The sequence below is a fragment of the Luteimonas sp. BLCC-B24 genome, from assembly GCF_028550595.1.
Classification (GTDB): domain Bacteria; phylum Pseudomonadota; class Gammaproteobacteria; order Xanthomonadales; family Xanthomonadaceae; genus Luteimonas.
In genome coordinates this window covers 260,661-286,638 of record NZ_JAQQGN010000004.1, presented here as the reverse complement: position 1 = coordinate 286,638, position 25,978 = coordinate 260,661, and the positions used below count along the sequence as shown (strand labels likewise).

Annotated in this window: 20 protein-coding genes; 13 read left to right on the top strand and 7 right to left on the bottom strand. The window is 68.8% G+C overall.

Annotated features, from left to right (window positions below):
• Positions 1 to 2,260 precede the first annotated feature (2,260 nt).
• The gene (locus PQS31_RS11085; protein ID WP_272762790.1) at positions 2,261 to 3,571 is read right to left on the bottom strand and encodes a replication-associated recombination protein A; all 1,311 of its coding nucleotides are present in this window, start codon (positions 3,569 to 3,571) and stop codon (positions 2,261 to 2,263) included.
• 105 nt (positions 3,572 to 3,676) lie between these two features.
• Between PQS31_RS11085 and PQS31_RS11080 the strand changes: the two genes are divergently transcribed.
• Positions 3,677 to 4,528 carry a calcium-binding protein gene (locus PQS31_RS11080; RefSeq protein WP_272762775.1) on the top strand — a complete coding sequence of 284 codons (852 nt, stop codon included), beginning with the start codon at positions 3,677 to 3,679 and terminating at the stop codon, positions 4,526 to 4,528.
• 148 nt (positions 4,529 to 4,676) lie between these two features.
• On the opposite strand, the gene lolA is transcribed toward PQS31_RS11080, so the two are convergent.
• The 3 genes from lolA to PQS31_RS11065 all read right to left on the bottom strand — a co-directional run bounded on the left by lolA (position 4,677) and on the right by PQS31_RS11065 (position 8,935).
• On the bottom strand, positions 4,677 to 5,306 hold the full coding sequence (gene lolA, locus PQS31_RS11075; RefSeq protein ID WP_272762789.1) for an outer membrane lipoprotein chaperone LolA: 630 nt from the start codon (positions 5,304 to 5,306) through the stop codon (positions 4,677 to 4,679).
• A gap of 136 nt (positions 5,307 to 5,442) precedes the next feature.
• On the bottom strand, positions 5,443 to 7,821 hold the full coding sequence (locus PQS31_RS11070) for a DNA translocase FtsK (RefSeq protein ID WP_272762774.1): 2,379 nt from the start codon (positions 7,819 to 7,821) through the stop codon (positions 5,443 to 5,445).
• A gap of 46 nt (positions 7,822 to 7,867) precedes the next feature.
• A complete protein-coding gene (locus tag PQS31_RS11065) occupies positions 7,868 to 8,935 on the bottom strand; it encodes an alanine dehydrogenase (RefSeq protein WP_272762773.1) in 1,068 nt (355 codons plus the stop codon).
• A gap of 153 nt (positions 8,936 to 9,088) precedes the next feature.
• Here PQS31_RS11065 and trxB point away from each other — a divergent pair, with 153 nt between their 5' ends.
• The 5 genes from trxB to infA all read left to right on the top strand — a co-directional run bounded on the left by trxB (position 9,089) and on the right by infA (position 13,583).
• On the top strand, positions 9,089 to 10,054 hold the full coding sequence (gene trxB, locus PQS31_RS11060; RefSeq protein ID WP_272762772.1) for a thioredoxin-disulfide reductase: 966 nt from the start codon (positions 9,089 to 9,091) through the stop codon (positions 10,052 to 10,054).
• Between the two features lie 49 nt (positions 10,055 to 10,103).
• On the top strand, positions 10,104 to 11,381 hold the full coding sequence (locus PQS31_RS11055) for a DUF2254 domain-containing protein (protein ID WP_272762771.1): 1,278 nt from the start codon (positions 10,104 to 10,106) through the stop codon (positions 11,379 to 11,381).
• A complete protein-coding gene (locus tag PQS31_RS11050; protein WP_272762770.1) occupies positions 11,378 to 12,505 on the top strand; it encodes a GNAT family N-acetyltransferase in 1,128 nt (375 codons plus the stop codon). The genes PQS31_RS11055 and PQS31_RS11050 overlap by 4 nt, the downstream gene beginning before the upstream one ends.
• Positions 12,502 to 13,263 carry a leucyl/phenylalanyl-tRNA--protein transferase gene (gene aat, locus PQS31_RS11045; protein WP_272762769.1) on the top strand — a complete coding sequence of 254 codons (762 nt, stop codon included), beginning with the start codon at positions 12,502 to 12,504 and terminating at the stop codon, positions 13,261 to 13,263. The genes PQS31_RS11050 and aat overlap by 4 nt, the downstream gene beginning before the upstream one ends.
• A gap of 101 nt (positions 13,264 to 13,364) precedes the next feature.
• The gene (infA, locus tag PQS31_RS11040) at positions 13,365 to 13,583 is read left to right on the top strand and encodes a translation initiation factor IF-1 (RefSeq protein WP_096209290.1); all 219 of its coding nucleotides are present in this window, start codon (positions 13,365 to 13,367) and stop codon (positions 13,581 to 13,583) included.
• Between the two features lie 458 nt (positions 13,584 to 14,041).
• Here infA and clpA read toward each other — a convergent pair whose 3' ends face one another.
• Both clpA and clpS read right to left on the bottom strand, forming a co-directional pair.
• Complete coding sequence (gene clpA / locus PQS31_RS11035) at positions 14,042 to 16,324, bottom strand: ATP-dependent Clp protease ATP-binding subunit ClpA (protein WP_272762768.1); 2,283 nt, start codon at positions 16,322 to 16,324, stop codon at positions 14,042 to 14,044.
• Positions 16,325 to 16,402: 78 nt separating this feature from the next.
• Positions 16,403 to 16,723 (bottom strand): ATP-dependent Clp protease adapter ClpS, encoded by a 321-nt coding sequence (gene clpS / locus PQS31_RS11030; RefSeq protein ID WP_096209292.1) that lies wholly within the window; start codon positions 16,721 to 16,723, stop codon positions 16,403 to 16,405.
• A gap of 213 nt (positions 16,724 to 16,936) precedes the next feature.
• On the opposite strand from clpS, the gene PQS31_RS11025 reads away from it, so the two are divergent.
• The 6 genes from PQS31_RS11025 (at position 16,937) to PQS31_RS11000 (ending at position 21,100) form a co-directional block, all read left to right on the top strand.
• Positions 16,937 to 17,350, top strand: coding sequence for a hypothetical protein (locus PQS31_RS11025; protein WP_272762767.1), 414 nt, complete (start codon positions 16,937 to 16,939; stop codon positions 17,348 to 17,350).
• Positions 17,347 to 17,826 carry an NUDIX hydrolase gene (locus PQS31_RS11020; protein ID WP_272762766.1) on the top strand — a complete coding sequence of 160 codons (480 nt, stop codon included), beginning with the start codon at positions 17,347 to 17,349 and terminating at the stop codon, positions 17,824 to 17,826. Before PQS31_RS11025 ends, PQS31_RS11020 begins: the two co-directional genes overlap by 4 nt.
• Positions 17,823 to 18,938: a tRNA 2-thiouridine(34) synthase MnmA gene (gene mnmA / locus PQS31_RS11015; RefSeq protein ID WP_272762765.1), complete on the top strand. Its 1,116-nt coding sequence runs from the start codon at positions 17,823 to 17,825 to the stop codon at positions 18,936 to 18,938. The genes PQS31_RS11020 and mnmA overlap by 4 nt, the downstream gene beginning before the upstream one ends.
• Positions 18,939 to 18,947: 9 nt before the next feature.
• Positions 18,948 to 19,559: a high frequency lysogenization protein HflD gene (gene hflD, locus PQS31_RS11010; RefSeq protein WP_272762764.1), complete on the top strand. Its 612-nt coding sequence runs from the start codon at positions 18,948 to 18,950 to the stop codon at positions 19,557 to 19,559.
• Positions 19,560 to 19,658: 99 nt separating this feature from the next.
• Positions 19,659 to 20,852, top strand: coding sequence for a methyl-accepting chemotaxis protein (locus PQS31_RS11005; RefSeq protein ID WP_272762763.1), 1,194 nt, complete (start codon positions 19,659 to 19,661; stop codon positions 20,850 to 20,852).
• 74 nt (positions 20,853 to 20,926) lie between these two features.
• Positions 20,927 to 21,100, top strand: a complete 174-nt coding sequence (locus PQS31_RS11000; protein ID WP_272762762.1) for a hypothetical protein — start codon at positions 20,927 to 20,929, stop codon at positions 21,098 to 21,100.
• A gap of 641 nt (positions 21,101 to 21,741) precedes the next feature.
• Here the strand turns inward: PQS31_RS11000 and PQS31_RS10995 are convergent.
• Positions 21,742 to 24,498 (bottom strand): GGDEF domain-containing phosphodiesterase, encoded by a 2,757-nt coding sequence (locus PQS31_RS10995; RefSeq protein WP_272762761.1) that lies wholly within the window; start codon positions 24,496 to 24,498, stop codon positions 21,742 to 21,744.
• Between the two features lie 151 nt (positions 24,499 to 24,649).
• Between PQS31_RS10995 and PQS31_RS10990 the strand changes: the two genes are divergently transcribed.
• Entirely contained in the window at positions 24,650 to 25,966 is a 1,317-nt protein-coding gene (locus PQS31_RS10990; RefSeq protein ID WP_272762760.1) for an ATP-binding protein, read from the top strand.
• Positions 25,967 to 25,978: the final 12 nt, after the last annotated feature.

The window sequence follows — 25,978 nt, the reverse complement described above, 5'->3', positions numbered from 1 at the left end:
CTCTTGCGCATGTCCGTCCTCTCTCGGTGACGGACTCTACCTAGCTTCGAGTGGTACGGCTCAGTGGGGGCAGGTCAGGAACTAGAAGAGTTTTCAGATGTTGGAGATGATCCACCTGAAGGCGAGTTCTGGAGCTGGAGTCTTTTAGGTGGCGAGCGTCCGCTGACGTTCGTGCCGCTCCCCGCCACGATGCACGTCAAGCTCGCCCAGGCAACTCGAGATGCCGTAGCAGCGTTTCCGGCCGAAACACCCACTCCGTTCGAGCTCGCCACCCTGACTGGATTGGAGGAAGGGCGGGCTCTCAAACAGAACTTCGCCGACCGTCCTGAATGCCTGATCGCTCCTTACGGATTGTCCAGCGATAAAAGCACTTGGCTCAACCTCTCAGCCGTTGACCCAACGACAGCCTACTTCTGCGGCGAGTTGTTGAGGGGAGCGATCTCAGGCCTGGATGTGCGCCTCGACGGGTGTAGCCGATCTCTTGCAGCTGCCCGATCCCATGCACTGGATGGGATCTCGGGGCGACGCCATGTGGCCAGAGCTTTGGAAGCCATCCTTGCTCGTGGGTATACACAAGGCTTGGAGGCGGTTCTAAGGTCGATGATGGCTGCCGGGAAATTACCTAAGCGCCAGCCTTGGTTCTTGCCCACAGCAGAGATCATCATTGTGAAAAATGAAATCCGTTCAGTCAGGGTTTGCTGGACAGCGACATCTCCGCCTCCCTCCAAGCGAACGGTCGGCATCCCTGCACCCGTCTCTCCAGCGAAGAAGACGAAGTCGAAGCGGCTGCGGCCCCCTACCCGACTGACGCGCCGAGCTAGCAATATGCCGCCCAAGAAATAGAGGGCATGTTGTCGACTTTTCGAAAGAATGACGGGCGATCGTCGGTATTCATATGACTTCTGGGCGAGTTGTTGTGAGGGAAGGCTCCGACGAGAATCTTGCAAACTATTGATTTTATTCTCTAATCAATTAGTTAGATTCAGGGCGAATGCTTGGCGTCAAACATCTCCTGAGCCCGGACGCGGCCGTCCGCCGATCGTGCCGCGGCCGTCCGCCGTTCGTGCCAGAGCACCGAGTACTCGGCCTTTCGCTTCATAGTCCGGCGGTGGGACGGTCGACGCGCCAATGCGACCGTGATCAGGACGTCATCTATGCCTACAGCTCGGGCGTTCAAACCGTCATTGCGGGTCGTTGCGGATTCCGGCGCTTCTTCAAAGTGGGCGGCCCGCGAAGTTGGCCGAGATCGCGTTGCGTCGTATCGTTCGGCCCGGCGCGCCGGCAAGAACAGAATAGCGGCGATCACCGCAGATGCCCGTGATTCGGAATAGCGCGACGCTGACCGGCTTTCCCGTGCACAGGTCACCGCTTCGCCGACGTCGTCGGCCTCCCCGGCTTACCGCACGATCTTCCCGCAGCGCGTGCACGGCCCTTGATCACGGGTGTGTAACGCGTGTATCGCCTGGCGGCCGCCGACGGCGCGCGCTCGGCGCGCGTGCGCTTTCCGTGCCCGCGCGGGTCATCCGCCGGAAGCCACGGCACCTGTGCCGGGAGAAGGATCCACGCCGACGGTCCTATCGTCATGGCCACCGAGACGCGGAGCTCCCCCGACCTCACGCGACGGCGGCGCGCCCCGTCGGAGCGATTGCCGGAAGATGGACATGCGGGTACCCGCCCATAGCCCTTGGGGACTGCGCTCACACGGACGCGCGGCGTCCCGTCAACGCGCAGAACGATGGTTGCATGCCGCCGAGACGCGATCGTTGAGGCGTCGAAGATCCTCGTAGCCACGTTTCATTCCGAGGCGCGCGAGCGTCGTTTCGCGTTCGGCGCGTGCGGCCAGGCAGCGCGTATGCGGACCTGTGGACGCCTTGCCGGTCGAACGACGCGGCGCGCGGCGCACGCCCGGGGCGGGTGTCGCCACGCGACCGGGCGACGGCTGCACGCTCGGCGTTGCGATGCGTGCCGGCTTTCCTTCACCTGCCGGCGCCGGCGGAATCGCCCACTGCCGCAGTGTCGCGCCTGGTGCACACGGCATCGACTGGTAGAGATGACCGCCCTGCCCGTCGGCACACTGATGGACCGCGGGCGGCACCGCTGCGCAAACGCCCGGCACCAGCAGCCACACCACGGCGATCCATCCACGCATCCGCATGCTCCGCTCCGGTCCCGACGTGCAGTCTGGCGCCGGATGGCGGGCGTGCCATCACCTGCACGGTGCAGGAGTGCGTCGGAATAGCGCCCGTCGCAAGCGCCGCAATCATCCGTCCGATCCGTCGGCCTTTCGGCGGGCGATCGCCTCGGCACGCGCCGTACGGAGCGGATCGAGCTTGTCCTTGAGCTTGAGTTCCAGTCCGCGCGCAACCGGCGCGTAGTAGACGCGTTCTCCCATCGCGTCCGGAAACCCGCTCTGGTCCAGTGCGATGCCGCCTTCGGCATCGTGGTCGTACTGGTAGCCGCTGCCGTAGCCGAGTTCCTTCATCAGCTTCGTCGGCGCGTTGCGGATGTGCATCGGCACGTCCTGCGTCCCGAACTCGCGCACATCGCGCTTGGCCTGCTTGAAGGCCATGTAGCCGGCATTGGATTTCGCGGTGCTGGCGAGGTAGATCACGAGCTGCGCGAGTGCGAGTTCGCCTTCGGGACTGCCGAGACGGTCGTACGTCTCCCAGGCATCGATCGACATCTGCAGTGCCCGCGGATCAGCCAGGCCGATGTCCTCCACCGCCATGCGCGTCATGCGCCGGGCGAGATAGCCGGGATCGCAGCCGCCGTCGAGCATGCGCGTGAGCCAGTACAGCGCGGCATCGGGATTCGAACTGCGCACGCATTTGTGCAGCGCCGATATCTGGTCGTAGAACTGCTCCCCGCCCTTGTCGAAGCGGCGCGTGCGGTCGGCCAGCACCTGTTCCAACGTGCCGGCCGTCACCTCCCCGCCCTCGCCCGCCAGTTCGGCAGCGATCTCGAGCAGCGTCAATGCACGCCGCACATCGCCGTCGGCGGCGCTCGCGATCATCCGCAACAGATCGTCGGCGATGCGCAGGCCGCGACCGCCGAGGCCGCGCTCCGCATCGGCCAGCGCCCGGCGCAGCGATTCGACGATGTCGTCGGGCGAGACCGCCTCCATCACGTGCACGCGGCAGCGCGACAGCAGCGCGGAATTGAGTTCGAAGGACGGATTCTCGGTGGTGGCACCGACGAAGACGATCGTGCCGCGCTCGATGTGCGGCAGGAACGCGTCCTGCTGGGTCTTGTTGAACCGGTGCACCTCGTCGACGAACAGCACCGTGCGGCGCCCGCCATCGAAGCGGTGCGCGGCCTCGGCCAGTACCTGGCGCACTTCGGGCAGACCCGACAGCACCGCCGAGATCGCCTTGAACTCGGCATCGGCGTAATGCGCCAGCAGCAGCGCCAGCGTGGTCTTGCCGCAGCCCGGCGGGCCCCACAGCACCATCGAATGGATCTTGCCGGCCTCGACGGCCGTGCGCAGCGCGGTGCCCTCGGCGACCAGCCGACGCTGGCCCACCATCTCGTCGAGCCTGGCGGGACGCATGCGCTCGGCCAGCGGACGCATCGCACTGCGGTCGACCTGCAGCAGGTCACCGGTATCGGCGCGGGAAGGTCGGAGCTTTCGGGGGCCGGGCACGCGTTAACCTGTGGGGACTGGATTGACTACGACATGTCGATATTGCGCCACCGGGACGTGATCACAAGCGCGACGCGCCGGCTCCAGCGGCTCGCACTCGGCATCGCGCTGAGTGCGCTGTCGGCGACGGCCGCCGCCGACTGGCGCGCAGATGCGGTCGACACGCTGACCCGGGCATCGGACGGGCATCGTCTGGTCGTGCTCGGCGAGATGCACGGCACGCGCGAGATTCCGTTGCTGGCCGGCGATCTGGTCGAACGCTGGAGCGACGCATCGCCGGTGCTGCTGGCGCTGGAGATTCCCGCGCGCGAACACGACGCCCTGCGTGAGGCCGTGGCCAGCGGTGACGCCGATGCGGCGATCGATCGGCTACGTCAGCGCGCCTGGTGGCAGGTGTCCACCGACGAGAACGACGGGCGTCGCAGCGAGGATGTGCTGGCGCTGGTCCGGCGCATCGGTCGACTGAAGGCGTCCGGACGCGATGTCGCGATCCTGCCGTTCGATCCGAGAGATCTCCGCTGCTACCAGCGCGGCACCTGCGAGGCGGCGATGGCGCATGTGCTGCGGCGCGCGCATGACGCGTTTCCGCACGGCCGGATCGTGGTCGTCACCGGCAACGTGCATGCGATGCGCGCGCGTCCGGCGGATGCGCCGGAAGGGTTTCCCAAGCAGCCGATGACTGCGCTGCTGCAGGATCTGGAGCCACACTCGGTGAATGTCACCGCGGCACGTGGTGCGTACTGGGCCTGCGGGGAATCCTGCGGAACGGTCGACGTCACGCCATCAGGCGGTGGCGGACGTGAGGGGCGGCACTCCCCGTTCGATTACCGGCTCGTGTTGCCGGTGTTCACGCCGATCCGGCACGTCGGACAGACGGAGCGCTGACGCCGCGCTCCTTGTCGCGGGCGCTGGAATCCATGTCTGCCGCGACGCCGGGATCTGCCCGGCGCGGCAGCACGGCGTCTGTGAGACGCGGCTGGCGCCACGATCGCCGCGGATCAGTGCGTCGAAAGACGCCCTTACGGGCAGGGCCTCACTCCTCGCCCACCACATCCACACCCGCCGGCGGCGTGTACCGGAAGGTGTCGCGCGCGAAGGTCGGATTGCGCCTCCACCCACTGAAGCCGATCGACGTGCGCTGGCCCAGCGTGTCGTGGATCTCCATGCGTGCCGGGTTGCCGTTCCGGTCGAAGCCCAGTCGGGCCCGCTCGAACGCGGCGTTGTCGCTACGCTTGGGGCGCAGTTCCAGCCAGGCCAGACCACCGGCAGTGCCGGCCTCGGTCACGGTGAAGTCGCGGTCGAGCTTGGACGGGTCGATCAGCGCGGCCAGCGGACTGTCCTGCTCCTGCGGGCCCTGCGAGCGACGGGTCACCTGCTGCAGATCGGGGTCGTACACCCACACCGTGCGACCGTCGGCGACGATCAGCTGCGGATACGGCTTCACATACTCCCAGCGGAACAGACGCGGCGCCGACAGCGCCAGCGTGCCGCTCGAACTCTCGCGCGTGCGGCCGTTGCCGTCCGTCACCTGCTGGGTGAACTGCCCTTCCAGACCGGTGAGGCCCCGCGTGAAGGTGTCGAGCTGCGCGCGCGCGCCGGACGCCTGCGCGACGCCTGCCACCAGCAGCACGGCGGCGGCGATCCAACGGGAGCTGCGGAGCATCGTGCGCATCGGAAGAACCTCGTGGGCGATCGGTCGTGGAGTCGGAGTGTGCGAAGCGGATGCTGAATGCGTCGACGACAACGGCGCGGGCCCGCGGCATCGTGCATCGCGGATTCAGCGCGCGGCGAGGGCGCGATCAGCGCGGCGGTGGGGGCGGCGCGAGGACGCTGCGGTCGCCGTTGTGCTCGGGCGGGCTGACGACGCCCGCCGCTTCCATCGCCTCGACCAGACGCGCGGCGCGGTTGTAGCCGATCTTGAGCCGCCGCTGCACCCCGGAGATCGATGCACGCCGCGTCTCGGTGACGATCTTGACCGCCTCGTCGTACAGCGGATCGCTCTCGTCCCCGCCGCTGCTGCTCGCCTCGGGCAGGCCGGTGGCGCCGATGACGGTGCCGTCGCCCATGGTCTGCATCTCGTCGAGCACGCCCTCGATGTAGTCGGCCTTGCCGCTCTGCTTGAGATGCTCGACGACGCGGTGCACCTCTTCATCCGACACGAAGGCGCCGTGCACGCGCTCGGGCATCGCGGTGCCCGGCGGCAGATAGAGCATGTCGCCGTGCCCGAGCAGGGTTTCGGCGCCGGACTGGTCGAGAATGGTGCGCGAGTCGATCTTGGAGCTGACCTGGAAGGCGATGCGGGTCGGGATATTGGCCTTGATCAGGCCGGTGATGACGTCGACCGACGGCCGCTGCGTGGCCAGGATCAGATGGATGCCGGCCGCACGTGCCTTCTGTGCCAGACGCGCGATCAGCTCCTCGACCTTCTTGCCGACGATCATCATCATGTCGGCGAATTCGTCGATGAAGATGACGATATAGGGCAGCGGCTCGAGCAGGTCGGCGACGTCGCTCGATTCGGGATTCGGCCGGAACAGCGGGTCCGACAGTGGCTGCCCGGCGTCCTGCGCGTCTTTTACCTTCTTGTTGAAGCCGCCGAGGTTGCGCACACCCACGGCGCTCATCAGCTTGTAGCGGCGCTCCATTTCCGCCACGCACCAGCGCAGGCCGTTCGCGGCCTCCTTCATGTCGGTGACCACCGGCGCCAGCAGGTGCGGAATGCCCTCGTAGACGCTGAGTTCCAGCATCTTCGGGTCGATCATCAGCATGCGCAGGTCTTTCGGGCTGGCCTTGAACAGCAGGCTCAAGACCATCGCGTTCACCGCCACCGACTTGCCCGAGCCGGTGGTGCCGGCCACCAGCAGATGCGGCATGCGTGCCAGATCGGCGACCACCGACTGGCCACTGATGCCCTTGCCGAGCGCCAGCGTCAGCGGGCTGGCCGACTTGTCGTATTCCTTGGAGCGCAGCAGCTCGGAGAGATAGATCATCTCCCGGCGCACGTTCGGAATTTCCAGGCCGATCACCGATTTGCCCGGAATCACGTCGACCACGCGCACCGCCTTCACCGACAGGCCGCGGGCGATGTCCTTGTCCAGCGAACTGATCTGGCTGACCTTGACGCCCGGCGCGGGCTCCATTTCGAAGCGGGTGATCACCGGGCCGGGCTGGGCCTCTTTCACTTCCACGTCGATGCGGAAGTCCTTGAGCTTGAACTCGATCTGCCGCGACAGGGTCTCCAGCGTTTCTTCGTCGTAGCCCTTGGGCTGCGGCTTGGGATCGTCGAGCAGCGACAACGGCGGCAGATCCGAGCCGTTGGCGTTGACGCCGTGGAACATCGGGATCTGCTGCTCGCGCTTCGCGCGCTCGCTCTTTTCCACGACCGGCGGCGTCGGCGGCACCTCGATCTTGACCGGCGCACGCTTGGCGCGCAGTTCGCTGTCGACCTTGCGGGCCTCGGTGCGCTCCTCGCGGTGCACACGGGCTTCCTTCCAGTCCGTGGCCTGCTTGCTGCTTCGCCGCAGCAGGACGGGGAGCGTCATCACCCAGCCGCCGATCCGGTCCATCAGCGCGAACCACGACAGGCCGGTGGCCAGGGTCACCGACACCAGAAACAGCGCCAACAGAAACAGGTTGCCGCCGACCGGCCCGATGCCGCCATAGAGCGAGTTGCCGACCAGACGCCCGAGGATGCCGCCGCCGCCCGCCGAGAGGTACTCGACGGCCGGAAGACGCAGATACAGCAGCCCGCATGCGGACACGAGGAATCCCACGATGCCGACCAGTCGGAGCGCCGGACCGAAATCGGCCTGACGGCCCGGTTCGCGCTCGAGGCCGAACAGCGCGATCCAGGCGATCGCGCCGAGGATCAGCGGAAGCAGATAGGCCACATAGCCGCACAGATGCAGCAGCACGTCGGCGATCCACGCCCCCACCGGTCCACCGACGTTGTTCAGCGGCGCGGTCACGCTGCCGGCGTTGGTCCAGCCCGGATCGGTGTGCGAGTACGTGAATAGACACGCCAGCAGATACAGCAGGAACGGGGCGATCGCGATCAGCGCGATGTCCCGCACCAGACGCTGGCGGCGCGGATTCGGCTCCGCCGTGGACGCCGGAGACCCGGCGTCCTTGGAGGGGCTGCGCGTGCGCTTCGCGCGGTATGCGAGGGGGGGTGCCACCGTGCGTATTTACCTGAAGAATTGGACCCAGGTGTTTGATCTTACTTCAAAGTTTCATGCCCTGCAGCGCGGGATGCACGAGCTTGCCGGCTTCGACGTTGATGCCGCGCACCAGGGCGGCATTGTCACGCCAGTCGCCCGAGGCAAGCTTGTTGACCCACGGCAGGATCGCGGCGCAGATCGCCTGCGACGAAGTCTGCGGCACGGCGCCCGGCATGTTGGTCACGCAGAAGTGGGTGACCCCCTCCTCCACATACGTCGGCTCCTTCCACGTGGTGCCACGCGAGGTTTCGAAGCAGCCGCCCTGGTCGATGGAGATGTCGACGAGCACGCTGCCATCCTCCATCGACTTGATCATCTCGCGGGTGACCACGTGCGGCGCGACAGCGCCGGTGACCAGCACCGCGCCGATCACCAGATCGGCCGACGCGACCTCGCGTGCGACGACTTCATCGTAGGGATACAGCGCCGTGACGTTGTTGCCCAGGCGCATCATCTGGTCCATGCGATCGGCGCGCTTTTCGAACACCACCACGTTCGAACCGCCGGCCGCAGCGAGTGCCGCCGACGCGCCGCCGGCCACACCGGCGCCGAACACCACGACCTTGCCGCGCTCGGTCGAGGGCAGGCCACCGAGCAGCTTGCCCTTGCCGCCCAGCGGCTGGTGCAGGTAATGCGTGCCCACCTGGACACCGATCTTGCCGGCGATCACCGACATCGGCGCCAGCAACGGCAGCTCGCCGTTGTCGAGTTCGACGGTTTCGAAGGCGACACCGGTCAGGCCGATGTCGAGCAGACGCCTGGTCAGCTCGGGCAGCGGTGCCAGATGCAGGTAGCAGAACAGCAGGTGATCCTTGCGCAGCAGCGCCAGGTCGCCCTCGATCGGCTCCTTGACCTTGACGATCAGTTCGCCCTTCTCATACAGCGCGGCGGCATCCGGCGCGATCTTCACGCCCAGGCGGGTGTAGGCCTCGTCGCTGAAGCCCGACTTCAGGCCGGCGCCCTGCTGCACCCACACTTCATGACCACGGTTGACCAGATCGCCCGCGGCGGCGGGCACCAGGGCCACACGCCCTTCGAGGGTCTTGGTCTCACTCGGAACACCGATACGCATAACGCCGACTCCTGCACAAAAAAACGCCGCTTTGGGCGGCGTGTCGCGATGGATTGTTGCGGTCGGCTGACGTGGCCGAACCTTGTTTTGCGGGGGGCGCACCGCCAAGCTATGGATCACGTCAGGCCGCAGTGCCTTAGCCCGCGAGTATACATGAGCGCTTCTTCCGCCAGCCCCCGTCATATCCGTCTTTTGATCCTCGGTTCCGGCCCCGCCGGCTGGACCGCGGCCGTCTACGCGGCCCGCGCCAACCTTAAGCCGGTCGTCATCACCGGCATGCAGATGGGCGGCCAGCTGATGACCACCACCGAGGTCGACAACTGGCCGGGCGATGCGCACGGGCTGATGGGCCCGGACCTGATGGCGCGCATGCAGGCGCATGCCGAGCGGTTCGATACCGAAGTGGTGTTCGACCACATCCATACCGCCGATCTGTCACAGCGCCCGTTCCGCCTCAAGGGCGACAGCGGCGAATACACCTGCGATGCGCTGATCATCTCCACCGGCGCGACCGCGAAGTATCTCGGCCTGCCCTCGGAAGAGGCCTACAAGGGCCGCGGCGTCTCCGCGTGCGCCACCTGCGACGGCTTCTTCTACAAGGACCAGGACGTGGCCGTGGTGGGCGGTGGCAACACCGCGGTCGAGGAAGCGTTGTACCTGTCGAACATCGCCAGGACCGTCTATCTGGTGCATCGCCGCGACACGCTGCGCGCCGAGAAGATCATGCAGGACAAGCTCAACGCGAAGATCCAGGCCGGCAAGATCGTGCCGGTGTGGCATCACACCGTCGACGAAGTGCTCGGTGACGAGGCCGGCGTGACCGGCCTGCGCCTGAAGTCCGTCCAGGACGAGAGCACGCGCGAGATCGCCGTGCACGGACTCTTCGTCGCGATCGGCCACACGCCCAATACCACGTTGTTCGAAGGCCAGCTGGCGATGAACAACGGCTACCTCGAGATCCGCTCGGGTATCGACGGCAATGCCACCTCCACCAACGTGCCGGGCGTGTTCGCCGCCGGCGACGTGACCGATCAGCACTACCGGCAGGCGATCACCTCGGCCGGCTTCGGCTGCATGGCTGCGCTCGACGCCGAACGTTTCCTCGACCAGCAGGGCTGATCCCGATGCCCGGCGCAGGCGTCGCCGCACCGCACGCGGGGCGCCGCGCGTGACGCTGGTGCAGTTGAAGTTGATCCTGCGCCGCGAACTGCGGCGCATGTGGGTGCGCGCAACGATCTACTGCGCGCTGGCGATCGTCACGGCGCTGGTCGGTGCCCTGGTCAAGACCTGGATTCCCGAATCGCTGGTCGGCCGCATCGGTGCAGATTCGGTGGGCAATCTGCTGGGTATCCTGGCCGCCTCGATGCTCGCGGTCAGCACGTTCTCGCTGTCGACGATGGTGTCGGCGTACGGATCGGCGTCAACCAACGCCACGCCGCGTGCCGCCCGGTTGTTGATCGCCGACAGTTCCGCGCAGGGGGCGCTGGCGACGTTCATCGGCGCGTTCCTGTTTTCGGTCGTGGGCCTGATTGCGCTGAGCACCGGTATCTACGGCGACAGCGGACGGGTGGTGCTGTTCGCAGCGACGGTGCTGGTCATCGTGCTGATCACGTTGACGCTCCTGCGCTGGATCGAACAACTGTCGAGCTTCGGCCGGGTCGGCGCGACGATCAACCTGGTCGAGGACGTCACGCGGCGCGCGGTCCGGCGCTATCTCGACGATCCACATCTCGGCGCGGCGCCGTCGCCGGGCGTGCCCGATGACGCAGTGCGGATCGACACGCGCGAGATCGGCTACATCGAACATGTCGACATCGCCGTGCTCGCCGAGCTCGCAGCCGAGCACGACGGCGAGATCCACGTCGCGGCGCTGCCCGGCGTGTTCGCGACGCCCGGACGTGCGCTGGCGGCGACGCGCGGGTTGCCGGCCACCGACGCGGTGACGCGGCGCGTGCGCAGTGCGTTCACCATCAGCGAAGAGCGCAGCTTCGAACAGGACCCGCGGTTCGGGTTCGTGGTCCTCGCAGAAATCGGCAGCCGCGCCCTGTCGCCCGGCATCAACGATGCCGGGACCGCGATCGACATCATCGGCACCGCAACGCGTCTGCTGTGCGAGTGGGCGCGCGAAACGTCGACCGAGGCGCGCCTGGAGATCCGGCATGTCCGGGTCTTCGTCCCGGCCGTGACGGTCGACGACGTGTTCGGCGATATCGTCCTGCCGATCGCACGCGACGGCGCGGCGGTGGTCGAGATCGCGATCCGGCTGCAGAAGGGGCTCGCTGCGATCGCGGCGTGCGGCAGTCCCGACTTCGCCGCTGCCGCGCGTCACCACGCGGGCCTGGCCATGGCACGGGCCATGGCGGCACTGGCTTTCGAGCCCGATCGCGAAGTGTTGCGACGGACTGTGGCCGAGGCCGGTGGTCTCGTGGACGGACACCGCGGATGACGACGCTGCGTGTGTTGGCACGGGTGGACGCAGTGCCGGCACTGCAGTGGGATGTCCTGCACGACGGTAACCCCTTCGTCAGCCATGCCTTTCTGTCCGGCCTGGAGCAGCACGGCTGCCTGCGCGCCGAGTGGGGCTGGACGCCCCATCATCTGACGCTGTGGGAGGGCGATGCGCTGGTGGCGGCGGCACCGGCGTACCGCAAGACCAATTCGCATGGCGAGTTCGTGTTCGACCACGCCTGGGCACATGCCTATGCCCGCTACGGTCAGGACTATTTCCCGAAGCTGCTGGTGGCATCGCCGTATTCGCCGGTGACGGGTCCGCGCCTGCTGGCGCGCGATGCCGGCGCGCGCGTGGCCCTGCGCATCGCGCTCGAGCGCGTGACGGCTGACGCCGGCTGGTCGTCGGCACACGTCAATTTCCATACCGGCGCCGAAGCCGAGGCGTTCGACGGCGACTGGCTGCCGCGCATCGACGTGCAGTACCACTGGCGCAACCCGGGCGACTGGTCGACGTTCGACGACTATCTCGGCGCGATGGATCACAAGCACCGCAAGAACATCCGGCAGGAACGCGCCAAGATCGCGCGATCCGGCGTGACCTTCCGCGTGCTGCACGGCGACGAGGCCAGCGACGACGACCTCGCGACGATGTTCCGCTTCTATCTGCAGACCTTCGCCGAGTACGGCAATTCGCCGGCATTGACCCTGGATTTCCTGCGTCACCTTGCCGGGACCATGCCGCGCCAGCTGGTTCTGGTGCTGGCCGACCTCGGTGACGTGCCGGTGGCCGGGGCGCTGTGTCTTCGCGGCGGCGACACCCTGTACGGCCGGTACTGGGGGGCGGTGGCCGCCCTGCCCGGCCTGCATTTCGAGACCTGCTATTACCAGGGCATCGCGTACTGCCTGCGCGAGGGCGTGCGCCATTTCGAGCCCGGCGCCCAGGGCGAGCACAAGCTGGCGCGCGGCTTCCTGCCGACGTTCGTGCACAGCCGCCACTGGATTGCCGATCCCGCGTTCCGGGGTGCGCTGCGCGACTGGCGCGCACGGGAGGCGGCCTCGATCCGCAGCTACGCGGCGACACTCGCGGCCAGCAGTCCGTTCAAGTCCGCGGCATCGTGAGCCTGCATGTGCCCAAACTCGGAGCGGATCCGCTGGCGGCATTTCCGCCGATCGAGACCGCATTGCGGCGCCCCGACGGTCTCCTCGCCTTCGGCGGCGATCTGTCTCCGCCGCGCCTGCGCACCGCCTACCGCAGCGGCATCTTTCCCTGGTTCTCGCAGGGGCAGCCGATCCTCTGGTGGTCACCGGATCCGCGCCTGGTATTCGAGACGGCCCACTTCGCCCTGCCCCGGCGTGCCCGTCGCAGCCTGAAGCGCAGCGACTGGGTGATCCGCGCCGATACCGCATTCGACGCGGTGGTCGCCGCGTGTGCGTCCGCGCCCCGGCCGGGGCAGGACGGCACGTGGATCACCCCGGGGATGCAGAGCGCGTACTCGGCGCTTCACGCCGCAGGCGATGCCCACAGTGTCGAGGTGTTCGACGGCGCGCGGTTGGTCGGTGGCATCTACGGGGTATCGATCGGCCGGATGTTCTTCGGCGAGAGCATGTTCAGTGCCGAGCCCGGCGGATCCAAGGTTGCCCTTGGCGCACTGATCGCCCAGCTCCGTGACTGGAGCATGCCCCTGCTCGACGCGCAGGTGGGCAATCCACACCTGCTCGGACTCGGAGGCGTGCCCTGGCCGCGGGCGCGATTCATCGAGTGTGTGACCCGTCTGGTCGACGCGCCGCCGCCCGTCAGCGGTGCGTGGACGGATGCGTTCGGCGTGCAGGCAGCGGCGGGACTGGCCGAACGTCCGATGGCCGCGCTCCCCACTTGACCGCCAGCCGCGCTTTTGCATCGGCAGCCTGCCCGTGCGAGAATGCTCCGCTTTGCTGGCGCGCACCGCGCCGCTCCCACAGACACGGATATTCCAGACGAATGGCGAAAGACGACGTCATCGAGTTCGAAGGCACGGTTTCCGAGACGCTTCCGAACACCATGTTCCGGGTGAAGCTCGAGAACGGCCACGAAATCATTGCGCACATCTCGGGACGGATGCGCAAGAACTACATCCGTATCCTGACCGGCGACCGGGTCAAGGTCGAGATGACGCCCTACGATCTGAGCAAGGGCCGGATCACCTACCGTATGAAGTAACTGTCGCCTCCAACGGAGCGACAGCGAGAGAAGGCAGCCTCCGGGCTGCCTTCTTGCGTTGGGGACGCACGGGCCTGCGCCATTTCGCGCCCCGCGTTCGACTGTGCAAGCCCACGCTTCCGCGGTTCGCCGGCGGGTCCATGCGGCGCTTGCGCCCGCACGCCCATCCGTCACGGTGCGTCCGGGCACCGCGGCCCGGCTCGTCGGGCGCCTGCAGCGCAACGTCCGAGACTGCGCACGGCAGGCGGGCGTCCCCTGCGTGCGCTGCCGGAGGCGCCGGCCCCTGCCGTCATCGGTTGCCCATCGAGCACGACCGCGTGCCTGCACCGAAATGCCGGGGCATCACCAGGGGCTGCCATTCGGTTCACCCGCCGGTGCGACCGGTCGCGCTCACACGATCGGCGCACATGGAAAAGGCGCCCGAAGGCGCCTCTTCTCCTGTCGCGCGGATGCGCGCCTTACTCCTCGACCGTCGCCGGCAGCAGTTTCTCGGGCTCCGGGAACGTCTCGACCGTCAGCTCGCCATCCTTGACGTCGATCACCACGCGCCCGCCGTTGGCCAGCTTTCCGAACAGCAGCTCATCCGCCAGGCGACGCTTGATCCGGTCCTGGATGACGCGCGCCATCGGACGTGCCCCCATCTGCGGGTCGAAGCCGTGCTGGGCCAGCCAGTCGCGCGCCAGCGGCGACGCGGTGACGGCCACGTTCTTGTCGTGCAGCTGGCTTTCGAGCTCGATCATGAACTTGTCGACCACGCGCAGGATGTGGTCGAAGCCCAGCGACTGGAACTGCACGATGGCGTCGATGCGGTTGCGGAACTCGGGCGAGAACGACTTGCGGATGACCTCCATCGCATCGCTGCTGTGGTCCTGGCGCATGAAACCGATCGAACGACGCGAGGCCTGGGTGGCACCGGCATTCGTCGTCATCACCAGGATCACATTGCGGAAGTTCGCTTCGCGGCCATTGGTGTCGGTCAGCACGCCGCGGTCCATGACCTGCAGCAGGATGTTGAAGATGTCCGGGTGCGCCTTTTCGACCTCGTCGAGCAGCAGTACGCAATGCGGCGTCTTGACGATCTTCTCGGTCAGCAGGCCGCCCTGGTCGAATCCGACGTAGCCCGGGGGCGCACCGATCAGGCGACTGATCGAATGCGACTCCATGTACTCGGACATGTCGAAACGCACCAGCTCGATCCCCAGCTGCAGCGCGAGCTGCCGCGTGACCTCGGTCTTGCCGACACCGGTGGGGCCGGCGAAGAGGAAGTTGCCGATCGGCTTGTCCGGGTTGCCGAGTCCCGAGCGCGCCAGCTTGATGGCCGAGGTCAGTGTCTCGATCGCCGGATCCTGGCCGAAGATCACCATCTTGAGGTTGCGCTCGAGGTGCTCCAGCACGTCCTTGTCGGTCGCGCTGACCTGCTTCGCGGGAATGCGCGCCATCTTCGCGACGATGGTTTCGACTTCTTCGACGTCGATCAGCGCCTTGCGCACGCCTACCGGCAGCAGACGCTGCCGCGCGCCCGCCTCGTCGATCACGTCGATCGCCTTGTCGGGCAGCAGACGGTCGGCGATGTGCTTGACCGACAGGTCCACCGCGGCCTGCAGCGCCTCGTCGGCATAGGTGACGTCGTGGTGTGCCTCGTAGCGCGGCTTGAGCCCGAGCAGGATCTGGAACGTCTCGCTGACCGTGGGCTCGACGATGTCGATCTTCTGGAATCGACGCGCCAGCGCGCGATCCTTTTCGAAGATGCCGCGATACTCCTGGAAGGTCGTCGAGCCGATGCAGCGCAGCTCGCCCGACGACAGCGCGGGCTTGATCAGGTTGGACGCGTCCATCGTGCCACCCGATGCCGAGCCGGCGCCGATGATGGTGTGGATCTCGTCGATGAACAGGATCGCGCCCGGGTGCTTCTTGATCGCGGCCAGCACGGCCTTGAGCCGCTTCTCAAAGTCACCGCGGTACTTGGTACCGGCGACCAGCGCGCCGAGATCGAGCGAGTAGATCGTCGCCTCGCTCAGCACCTCCGGCACCTCGCCGTCAACGATGCGCTTGGCCAGGCCCTCGGCGATCGCGGTCTTGCCCACGCCGGCCTCGCCGACGTAGAGCGGGTTGTTCTTGCGACGGCGGCACAGCACCTGGATGGTGCGCTCGACCTCCTCGGCGCGCCCGACCAGCGGGTCGATGCGGCCTTCGCGGGCGGCGGCGTTGAGATCGCTGGCGTACTCGGCCAGCGCGTCCGCCTTCGCGTCGCTCTCGCCGTCGCGCACCTGGCCGGCGTCCTCGGCGCCGGCGTCACCTTCTTCGCCGCCGGTCTTGGCGATGCCGTGCGAGAGATAGTTGACGACGTCCAGTCGGGTGACGTCCTGCTGGTTGAGGTAATAGACCGCGTGCGAGTCCTTCTCGCCGAAGATCGCCACCAGCACGTTCGCGCCGCTGACTTCCTTCTTGCCCGAGGACTGCACGTGGTAGACCGCACGCTGCAGCACGCGCTGGAACCCCAGCGTCGGCTGGGTGTCGCGGGTGTCGTCGTCGGCGAGCTTGGTCACCGATGTCAGGATGGCCTGTTCCAGATCCGCGCGCAGTCGCGGGAAATCCGCACCGGTGGCCTTGAGCACCGATTCGGCGGACGGATTTTCGAGCAGGGCGAGCAGCAGGTGTTCGACGGTCATGTACTCGTCGCGGGCCTCACGGGCGCGCTTGTAGCACTGGCCGATGGTGAACTCGAGATCTTTGCTGAACATGGGGCGGAGGCCTCCGGAATACTGCAACCCTGGATGGGGGCCCGGACCCGGTTTTTCCATCCCTGCCCCGGGACCTGTTTAGGCCTTTTCCATCGTGCAGAGCAAGGGGTGAAGGTTGAGTCGTGCGTATTCGTTCACCTGTGCCACTTTCGACTCCGCGACTTCCCGGCTGTAGACCCCGCAGACCCCCCGTCCACGGGTATGGACGTGCAGCATCACCTGGGTGGCGCGCTCGATGTCGAGGGCGAAAAAGCGGATCAGAATCTCGACGACGAAATCCATCGGGGTGTAGTCGTCGTTGAGCAGCAGCACCGAGTACAGCGGCGGGGGCGCCACTTCGGGGCGGCTGGTCGCCACGGCGGTGCCGTGGTCGTGGTCGTGGTCGTGCTTGCGGCTCATGCGGCAATTATAGAACGGCGTCCCATCGGGCGCGGATGGACGCTCCGGATGACCGGCCTCAGAATGATCGCATCCCCCGTCCAGGTCGCTCGCATGCCCTCCGCTCTCCGCCGCATCGTCTCCGTCGGCATGCTGCTGGTGTCGTCAACCGCCGCGGTCGCGGCCTCTCCCGCGCCGTCATTCAGGTCGGAACCGCAAGCGGACGCGCCGGATATGGCGGCGTCGGACGCCACGCTGGCCGCGCGTCTTGATGCCCGCGGCGTGCGCTACGAGCGCGACGCCGACGGTGACTACCGGGTGGTCTTCGCCTGGCAGCAGGAGCAGCGTTCGCAGGTGGCGTTCGTCGCCGGCCGGGCGCACGTTTTCGGCGACAGCGCGGTGCGCGAGGTGTTCTCGCCTGCGGCGCGGGTGCCGGCGGGCGGGTTCGATGCCGCGCGCAGCGACATGCTGCTGCGCGACAGCCAGTCCAACATCCTCGGCGCGTGGGAGATCGCCGGCGACGTGCTGTTCTACGTCATCAAGCTGCACGACGACGCCGACGGGGCGCGCATCGAGCAGGCACTCGAGGCCGCTGCCCAGCTGGCCGACGACATGGAACAGCGGCTCACCGGCGAGGATGCGCTGTGAGCGTGCGCGAAGGCCGGTTCTGGCAACCGGATGTCACGGTGGCGACGGTGGTGATCGACGAGGGCCGCGTGCTGTGCGTCGAAGAACACGCGGAGGGCCGCCTGGTGCTGAACCAGCCGGCGGGACATCTCGAGCCGGACGAATCGCTGGTCGCGGCGGCCGTGCGTGAAACGCTGGAGGAAACGGGCTGGACCGTCGAACTCACCGGCTTCGTCGGTGCGTACCAGTGGACGGCGCCGACGCGGCCGGATGGCCAGGCCGGACGGCAGTTCCTCCGCTTCGCATTCGTCGCCCGGCCGGTGGCGCACGATCCGTCCCGCGTCCTCGACGACGGCATCGAGCGCGCCATGTGGCTGACGCCCGCCGAGCTGCGCGACGCCTCCGAACGGCATCGCAGTCCACTGGTGTGGACCGCGGTGGCCGACTGTCTGGCCGGTCAGCGGTTCCCGCTGTCGCTGCTCCAGCAGGTGGCATGAGCGCGCCCGAGGTCGTGGTCGGCCTGTCGGGCGGCGTGGACTCGTCGGTCGCGGCCCTGCTGCTCCGTGATGCCGGCGTACCGCTCGCGGGTGTGTTCATGCAGAACTGGGCCGACGACGGCAGCGGCGACTGCCGGGCCGAGGACGATCGCCGCGATGCGGTCGCGGTGGCCGGGCGCCTCGGCATTCCGATCCAGTTCCGGGATTTTTCCCGCGAGTACTGGGACGGCGTTTTCGCCCATTTCATCGAGGAATACGCCGCCGGCCGCACGCCGAACCCGGACGTGCTGTGCAACCGCGAGATCAAGTTCAAGCATTTTCTCGACGCGGCCCAGGCGCTGGGCGCCGGGCGCATCGCGACTGGCCACTACGCCCGAGTCGATCATGCCCGTGGCCGCTGGCGCCTGCTGCGCGCGCGCGACGGCGGCAAGGACCAGAGCTACTTCCTGCATCAGCTCGGCCAGCCGCAGCTGGCGGCCACCCTGTTTCCACTGGGCGAGCTGCCGAAGTCCGACGTGCGGGCCATGGCGCGGGACGCCGGCCTGCCGACGGCGGCGAAGAAGGATTCCACCGGCATCTGTTTCATCGGCGAGCGCGATTTCCGCAGTTTCCTCGCCCGGTATGTGCCTGCACGCGAGGGCGAGATCCGCACGCCGGACGGTCAGGTCGTCGGTACGCATCCGGGGGTCTTCTATTTCACCCTGGGCCAGCGCGAGGGGCTGCAGCTCGGTGGCGTGCGCGGGTTCGCGGCGGCGCCGTGGTACGTGGTCGACAAGCGGGTCGAGGACAACGTGCTGGTCGTGGACCAGGTGCGCGACAGCCCGTGGCTGATGTCGAACGTCACCCGCACCGCCGCGGCCCACTGGGTGGCCGGTGCCCCGCCCGCCTCGACGTTCGAGGCCCGGGCCCAGACCCGCTACCGGCAGCCGGACGAAGCCTGCACCGTGACCGCGCACGACGACGGCACGCTGACCGTGCGTTTCGCACGTCCGCAGCGCGCCGTCACACCGGGGCAATCCCTGGTGCTCTACGACGGTGACGAATGCCTGGGCGGCGCCGTCATCGCCTCCACCGATGCGCCGCGCGCCGCGGCATCCGCGGGCAGCGGGTAAACTGGCGTAATGAGCAATTCCTTCGACGACCGCGTCCTCGCGCTTGCGGCCCTGGCCCAGGCCCTGCAGCAGGTGCGCACGACCGCCGAATCGGGACAGTCCCGTCACGACCCCGCCGAGGCGGTGATCGCCAGCGTGTTCCGGATCGATGCCGATTCCGTGGCCGATGTCTATGGCGGCGTGCCCCGCCTGCAGCCCGGCCTGCGCCTGCTGCGCGACATCTTCACCCGACAGCAGCCCGACGACGGCGTGGCCAAGCTGGCGATGTCGGTGCTGCGGCTGGAGCGCCGGTTCTCGGCCGAGCCCGACGTGATCGATGCGGTCAGCGACGGCCTGCAGCGGATCGCACCGCGGGCCCGTGACGACGGCGCCACCCATCCCGACGTGCTCCGCGCGCTCGGTGAGCTGTACGCCGAGACGATCAGCCAGTTGCGGCCGCGGGTGATGGTCCAGGGCGCGCCGCACTACCTCGGTCAGGCCCAGGTGGTGGCCGAGATCCGCGCCCTGCTGCTTGCGGCGGTGCGTGCGGCCGTGCTCTGGCGCCAGCTCGGTGGCAGCCAATGGGAACTGCTGATCGGCCGTGGGCGGATGCTCGAGTCGATCGCGCGCATGGTGCCGTGATCGGCGGCGCCGGCGGGAACGCCGGATGCGCTTCTCCGCGCTAAAGCCGCGCGGGTGGGTGCCGATACCGGGGACGTGAGAAATCCCCTGAGAGCGCCCATGTACGCACGCATCCTGATCCACCTTGCCGCGCCGCTGGCGCTGACCCTGCTGCTGTCACTCGCGTTCGTCCTTGATTGGGCTGCGCCGGTGCGCTGGGCGATCCTGCTCACCCTGACCGCCAGCTGGTTGGCGGGCATCTACCTGCTGGTGCGGCGTGAAGGCCGCTCTTCGCCCGAGCATGCGCGGGCGCTGAAGGAGCAGGACGAACTTCTGACCGAGCTGCGCCAGTTCGTCGGCACCGAGATCGAAGGATCGCGGAACGAGGTGGAGCGCGCCCGGGAACTGATCCGCCAGGCGGTCAGCGGTCTGGGCAGCAGCTTCGACGCGATGAACCGCAAGTCCCGCCAGCAGTCGCAGGCGATGAGCCGCCTGCTCGACCGCACCGGCGACCAGGACGGCATGGGCGGCGCGGATGTCGCGCGCTTCGCCCAGCACGCCAGTCAGCGGATGGAACAGCTGGTCGAGGCGCTCGAGCAGGTCAGCGGCCAGAGCGGCGTGACCGTCACCCACATCGACGAGATGGCGGGACATCTGGACGGCATCTTCGCCCTGCTCGAGGACGTGAAGTCGATTGCCGACCAGACCAACCTGCTGGCGCTCAACGCCGCCATCGAAGCGGCCCGCGCCGGCGAGGCGGGACGTGGCTTCGCCGTCGTCGCCGACGAGGTGCGCAACCTGTCGGAGCGCTCGACCGCATTCAACGAGCAGATCCGCAAGCTGGCGCATTCGTCGAAGGAATCGATCGCCAAGGTGCGCGACACCGTGTCGGGCATGGCGTCGCGCGACCTCGACCGGTCCCGCGAAGCCCGCGCCGAAGCGGCCGGCATGCTGGAGCAGGTGGCCACGATCAACCGCACGCTCGGCGATGGCATGCGCGAGATTTCCGAGTGCGGCCGCGCGATCGACGCCAGCGTGAGCGAGGCGGTACGTGCGCTGCAGTTCGAGGACATCGCCACCCAGGCACTCGGCGGCGTGCATTCGCATCTCGAGCGCCTGAACGCGATCAACCGGGAAGCGATCGACCTGCAGGACCTGCTGCGTCGCAATGGTGGTGTCTACGACGAGGATCTGATGCGTGCCCTGCAGCGTATCGGTCAGCGCCTGCGCGATCTGCGCAGCACCTGGGAGCGGCCGCCGCACAAGCCGGTGACCCAGGATTCGATGGGTGCCGGCACCGTCGAGCTGTTCTGACGGCCCGCGCCTTGGAAGACGGCTCGACACGCGATACCCCGCATGCCCCGGCAACCGCCGGGGCATGCGCGTGTGTGCCGTCGGCACCGGCCGATGTGCGCCGGATCGGCGGCGATCTGCTGGACCGCCTGGAACTGGCGGGCAGGCGCGAGCTCGAGAGTCTCCTCGCCGGGGCCGCGCCAGGCGCCGCGACGTCGATGGATGCGGTGGAATCGGTCATCGCCTGGGATCTCGCGGCCGGGTTCTGAAGCGGCGCGCCGCCGGTCAGGCACACGGCGCCCGGCCATCCGAGGTGAGCTGCCCCTCGCTGCCGACCATGGGACGCCGCAGAGCCGCGCCGGACGGTCGGCAGGCGCCGGGCATTCGCCGCAGCGCGTAGGCACCCGACCTGGCGAGCGTGCAGTCCGCGATTGCGTTCGCCTCGGCAGGCTCCGTGTCCGCGGTCGGACGCGTGCCGCGCCCCTGCGGAACAGCCGTGCGATACGACCTCACCTCCTCCCCGGGCGCATCGCGCCACGATGCCCGGAGCCTCCGGCGGCGCCCGCGTCCGACGCGCGCGCTCACGTGCCGCGCTTCCGGTCGCGCACGGTCTGGCGGGACGTATGGCCAGGAGGCCGGCACGGGTGTGAGGCCGAGGCCCGGAGTCTGGCTCACGGCCCGGCCGCTGCGCCGGCGGATGGCGTCGGCGCCGGATGGGCGCGGATACGACCGCCCCGCCCTGCTGCGCGCGGCGGTCGAGCGGTCTCGACGACCGGTGGCTCACATGCTGGCGCGTCGATCCGACGCCGCGGGCTCTGACCGGCGGCGCAGCCCGGGGCCGCGCGCTCGGGATGGTCCGAGATGCCGGCGGCAGCACGGCTGCCCGGCACGTCCGTCCCCGCAAAAGACGTCAGACCAGCGCCAGGTCCGACTGGGCCGCGACCGGCGCCTGCCCCTGCAACCAGCGGGCCATCTCGCGCGGCGGCAACGGACGGGCATACAGATAGCCCTGGACCTCGTTGCAGCCGTACTCGCGCAGCAGTTGCTGGTCGACGGGTGATTCGACCCCTTCCGCCAGCACGCGCATCCGCAGGGCGGTGCCGAGCTGGATGATGGCGCGGGTGACCGCCGTGGCCCGGCCGTCGGCATCGCCGGCGGCCAGTTCGGCGATGAAGCTGCGGTCGATCTTCAGGCGGCCCACCGGGAAGCGGCTGAGATAGCTGAGACTCGAGAACCCGGTGCCGAAGTCATCGACCGCCAAGCCGACGCCGGCGGCCCGCAGCACGCCGAAACAGGCCCACAGGGCGTCGGTGTCGTGCAGCAGGGCCGATTCGGTGAGTTCCAGCTCGAGCCGTGCCGGCGGCCAGCCGGCGGCATTGCAGGCGCCGAGCACCCGCTGGGCGAAGCCGGGGTCGCGCAGTTGCACCGCGGACACGTTGACCGACATGCGGCCGAACGCGAGGCCTGCCGCGTCCCATGCCGCCGCCTGGCGGCAGGCCTCGCGCAGCACCCACTCGCCGATCGCCACGATGTCGCCGGTGGTCTCGGCGATCTCGATGAATTCGTCCGGTCCGCAGGTTCCCAGCGCCGGGTGTTCCCAACGCAACAGGGCCTCGACGCCGCAGACGGTCTGCGCGTCGAGATCCATCTGCGGCTGGTAGGCGAGCGAGAACTCGTCCTTTTCCAGTGCGCTGCGCAGGGCGTGTTCGATGTCGAGCCGGCGGCGGGCACGTTGCCAGGCATCCGGGCTGTAGAACTCGAGGCGGTTGCGGCCGCGTTGGCGTGCCCCGTGCAGGGCCACGCCGGCCGCGCGCAGCAGCTCGTCGAACCCCACGCCCGGCGGGCGCACCGCGATGCCGGCGCTGATGCCGAAACGCAGCAGCTCGCCGGCCGCGGGCACCGGGTCCGACAGGCCGCGCATGATGCGCTCGGCGGTCGCGGCCACGTCGTCACGCCCCGTCCCCTGCTGCAACAGCACGACGAACTCGTCCGCACCGATGCGTCCGAACAGATCGCCGGCGTCGACCAGCATGTGCAGGCGCGCGGCGACCGTGCGCAGCACCAGGTCGCCGGTGGCGTGGCCGTGGGCCTCGTTGATGCCGCCGAAGCCCGAGATGTCGAGCAGCAGCAGGGCCTGATAGAGGCCGCCGCCGTTCGCGAGCGCCGCATCCACGTCCTGATGCAGGCGCGAGCGGTTGGGAAGCCCGGTCAGTGGATCGAAATGCGCCAGCCGCTCGATCCGCTCACGGGCCGCGCGTTCGCCGGAGATGTCGCGGAACAGCACCAGATACCGCGGCGGGCGGCCGTCGTCGTGTTCGAAATCGACGACGGCCTGGGTCCAGACCTGCGCGCCGTCGGGCCGGTAGAAGCACAGCTCCAGACTCTGCGCGCAGGCGCCGCCGGCCACGCGATCCATCGCGGTTTCGAGCGCTTCGCGCGATTCGGTCGTGTAGTGGCGCAGCAGCTCGGCCAGCGGCAGCGAGTCTTCCTCGCGCCCGTGCAGGCCGGCACACTCGCCGGTCCAGTGCAGCACGCGTGTCCGGGCATCGATCTCGCAGCCGCCGATACGGCCGAGCGTCGCCACCCGGCGCAGCAGCGCGGAGCGGCGGTCGACCTCGGCATCGAGTTCGTGCTGCCGCGTGACATCCTGGATCTGGGCGAGCACGCGTCGGCAGCGTCCGGCCTCGTCCAGCTGCGGCGAGGCCCAGATGCGCAGGAAGACCGGGCCGTCGTCGGCAGCGGCCGGAATCTCGAACTGCACCGGACGGCGCTGGTCGCGCAGGCTGCGCCACGCGCGGCGCAGCGCGGCGCGGTCGGCGCGGCGGACCCGCCGCAGCCACACCCGCACGCCATCCCCGGCCTGCAGGCCGAGGCGTTCACACAGCACGGCCGCGCAGTCGATCCGGCCGCTGGCCTGGTCCCATTGCCAGCTGGCCATGCCGGCCAGACGCTGGGTGGCCTCGACCAGGCCACGCTGCTCGCGCAGGGTCTGCTCCAGCTGCTTCTGGCTGTCGATGCCGGTCAGCGTGCCGGCGACCTTGGACGGGCGGCCCTGGGCATCGCGGGCGGTGATGCGTCCGCTGTCGCGGACCCAGCGCCAGGCGCCATCCGCCAGCGCGCAGCGGTACTCGTACAGATAGTCGCTCGCCTCACCGTCCAGATAGGCGGTCAGCGCGCGGCGCATGCCGGCGCGATCCTCGGGGTGGATGCGCGCCTCGACGGCCTCGAACGGCAACGGCGCCTCGTGTCCGGGGCGGCCCACCCATTCGAGCCAGGCGCCGGAGCCGCGCATCTGGTCGTGGCGCAGATCCCAGACCCAGAGCGCATGACCGCCCGACTCCGCGGCCTCGAGCCAGTCGTCGAGGTCCTCGGACAGGCGGATGCTCAGCGAGAACGCGACCGGCGCACCGGGGTCGATCTCGATCGTGCGCAACAGGCCGCGCAGCGGCGCGCCGGTGTCGGGCAGTTCGCAGGGCAGCTCGCGCTCGCCGGCCAGCAGGCGTGCATACAGACCGGCCAGCGACAGGGCGTGATGTTCGACCAGGCGGTCGAGTCCGCGTCGCCGGGCGGCCGGATTGGCCACCAGGCAGCGCCCACCCCGGTCGAGCAGCAGCACGCCGTCCGACACCGGATGGTCGAGAAGGCTCGAGATGAGGCCGGACTCCATTGCGCTGCGTGCACTCCGTGGTTCGCGCACCCCGGGCTCCGGTGGCCGGCAGGGCGTCCCGGTAGTTAGCGGCCCGTCCGGGATGAAGTTGAGCCGCCCCCCGGACCCGCGGGTAGACTGCACCCACGCGCAAGGAAGGAGAGCCGTCGGGATGCCGACCGGACAGTCCCGCCCCAAGCCCCGGACCGAGGCCGATCGGCGCCTCGACGTCACGGCACTGCGATGGCAGCTTCCGGCGCTTCACGCAGGTCTGGTGCTGGGCGCATGGGGACTGGTCGCGCTGTGGAATCGGCCAGTCGGCGTCATGCCGGCGTTCTGGGTGGCCACGGCGACGGCGTTGGCGGGCAGTGCCCTGATGGCGGTCTGGCTGCACCGGCGTCTCCCCCGCTGCGACGACGCCTCGGCGACGGTCGGCTCGGCGCCGGCAGCCGGGCGCGAGCTGCGGGAGTTGATGCGTCTGTTGCCCGACGGCGTGCTGCTGCTCGTCGACGATCGCGTGGCCTTCGCCAACCCCGCCGGCGAAGCGATGTTCGGTTACGCGCCGGAGGGTCTGACGGGTGTGGCCGTGTCCGATCTCGTCCCCGAGCAGGACCGCGACGCGGTCGAAAGCTGGCGCCGCGCGCCGGATGCCTGTGAACCGCCACCGACGCTACCGATGCGCCGCCGCGACGGCAGCGTCTTCCGCGCGGCCCTCACCGTGGCCCAGACCCGGCACGAGCAGCGGCCCTGCACCCTGCTCGTCGTCCGCGACCTCACCGACGCCGAGCGCATGCGCGACGAGCTGGCCGCCGGCAACCGCGAGCTGCAGGCGCTCGCGGTGCGGGTGCTCACCCTGCAGGAGGACGAGCGGCGGGCGATCTCGCGTGAACTGCACGACGACATCGGACAGTCGGTCACCGCGATGAAGATGGCCGCCGGTTCGGCGCTCGACGAAGACGATGCCCAGCGCCGCCGCGACGATCTCGAAGACATCCTGATGCTGGCCGACGCGACGCTGGAACGTCTGCGCGACATCTCGATCCTGCTGCGGCCCCCGCAACTCGACGCATTGGGGCTCGAAGCCGCGCTGCGCTGGCACGCCGAGCGCCTGCTGCGCAATGCCGGTATCGAGGCGGCCCTCGACATCCATCCGCTGCCGCAGCGCCCGGATCCCGGCGTCGAGCAGGCGTGCTTCCGGATCGCACAGGAGGCGCTGACGAACGTGGTGCGCCACGCGCGTGCCGGGCGGGTGCAGCTCACGCTCCGCGACGCCGGTGACGGGCTCGACCTGAGTGTGCACGACGACGGCCGCGGGTTCGCGCCGGAAGCCGCGCGTGGCCTGGGGCTGGTGATCATGCGCGAACGCGCCCACGGCGCCGGCGGCCGGCTCGAGGTTTCGGCCACACCCGGCAGCGGAACGCGGCTCGATGCCTGGCTGCCCTATGCGCCGGCCACCGTCGAGGCCGCCGCAGCGGCCGGCCGCGGCTAGAATTCCTCGATG

Excerpts from the sequence above, each read along its gene's own strand:
- PQS31_RS11085 (WP_272762790.1), bottom strand. The coding sequence starts at position 3,571 with ATGCGTCCGCTGGCCGAGCGCATGCGTCCCGCCAGGCTCGACGAGATG.
- PQS31_RS11080 (WP_272762775.1), top strand. The coding sequence starts at position 3,677 with ATGTCGATATTGCGCCACCGGGACGTGATCACAAGCGCGACGCGCCGG.
- lolA (WP_272762789.1), bottom strand. The coding sequence starts at position 5,306 with ATGCTCCGCAGCTCCCGTTGGATCGCCGCCGCCGTGCTGCTGGTGGCA.
- PQS31_RS11065 (WP_272762773.1), bottom strand. The coding sequence starts at position 8,935 with ATGCGTATCGGTGTTCCGAGTGAGACCAAGACCCTCGAAGGGCGTGTG.
- trxB (WP_272762772.1), top strand. The coding sequence starts at position 9,089 with ATGAGCGCTTCTTCCGCCAGCCCCCGTCATATCCGTCTTTTGATCCTC.
- PQS31_RS11050 (WP_272762770.1), top strand. The coding sequence starts at position 11,378 with ATGACGACGCTGCGTGTGTTGGCACGGGTGGACGCAGTGCCGGCACTG.
- infA (WP_096209290.1), top strand. The coding sequence starts at position 13,365 with ATGGCGAAAGACGACGTCATCGAGTTCGAAGGCACGGTTTCCGAGACG.
- clpA (WP_272762768.1), bottom strand. The coding sequence starts at position 16,324 with ATGTTCAGCAAAGATCTCGAGTTCACCATCGGCCAGTGCTACAAGCGC.
- clpS (WP_096209292.1), bottom strand. The coding sequence starts at position 16,723 with ATGAGCCGCAAGCACGACCACGACCACGACCACGGCACCGCCGTGGCG.
- PQS31_RS11025 (WP_272762767.1), top strand. The coding sequence starts at position 16,937 with ATGGCGGCGTCGGACGCCACGCTGGCCGCGCGTCTTGATGCCCGCGGC.
- mnmA (WP_272762765.1), top strand. The coding sequence starts at position 17,823 with ATGAGCGCGCCCGAGGTCGTGGTCGGCCTGTCGGGCGGCGTGGACTCG.
- hflD (WP_272762764.1), top strand. The coding sequence starts at position 18,948 with ATGAGCAATTCCTTCGACGACCGCGTCCTCGCGCTTGCGGCCCTGGCC.
- PQS31_RS11005 (WP_272762763.1), top strand. The coding sequence starts at position 19,659 with ATGTACGCACGCATCCTGATCCACCTTGCCGCGCCGCTGGCGCTGACC.
- PQS31_RS10995 (WP_272762761.1), bottom strand. The coding sequence starts at position 24,498 with ATGGAGTCCGGCCTCATCTCGAGCCTTCTCGACCATCCGGTGTCGGAC.
- PQS31_RS10990 (WP_272762760.1), top strand. The coding sequence starts at position 24,650 with ATGCCGACCGGACAGTCCCGCCCCAAGCCCCGGACCGAGGCCGATCGG.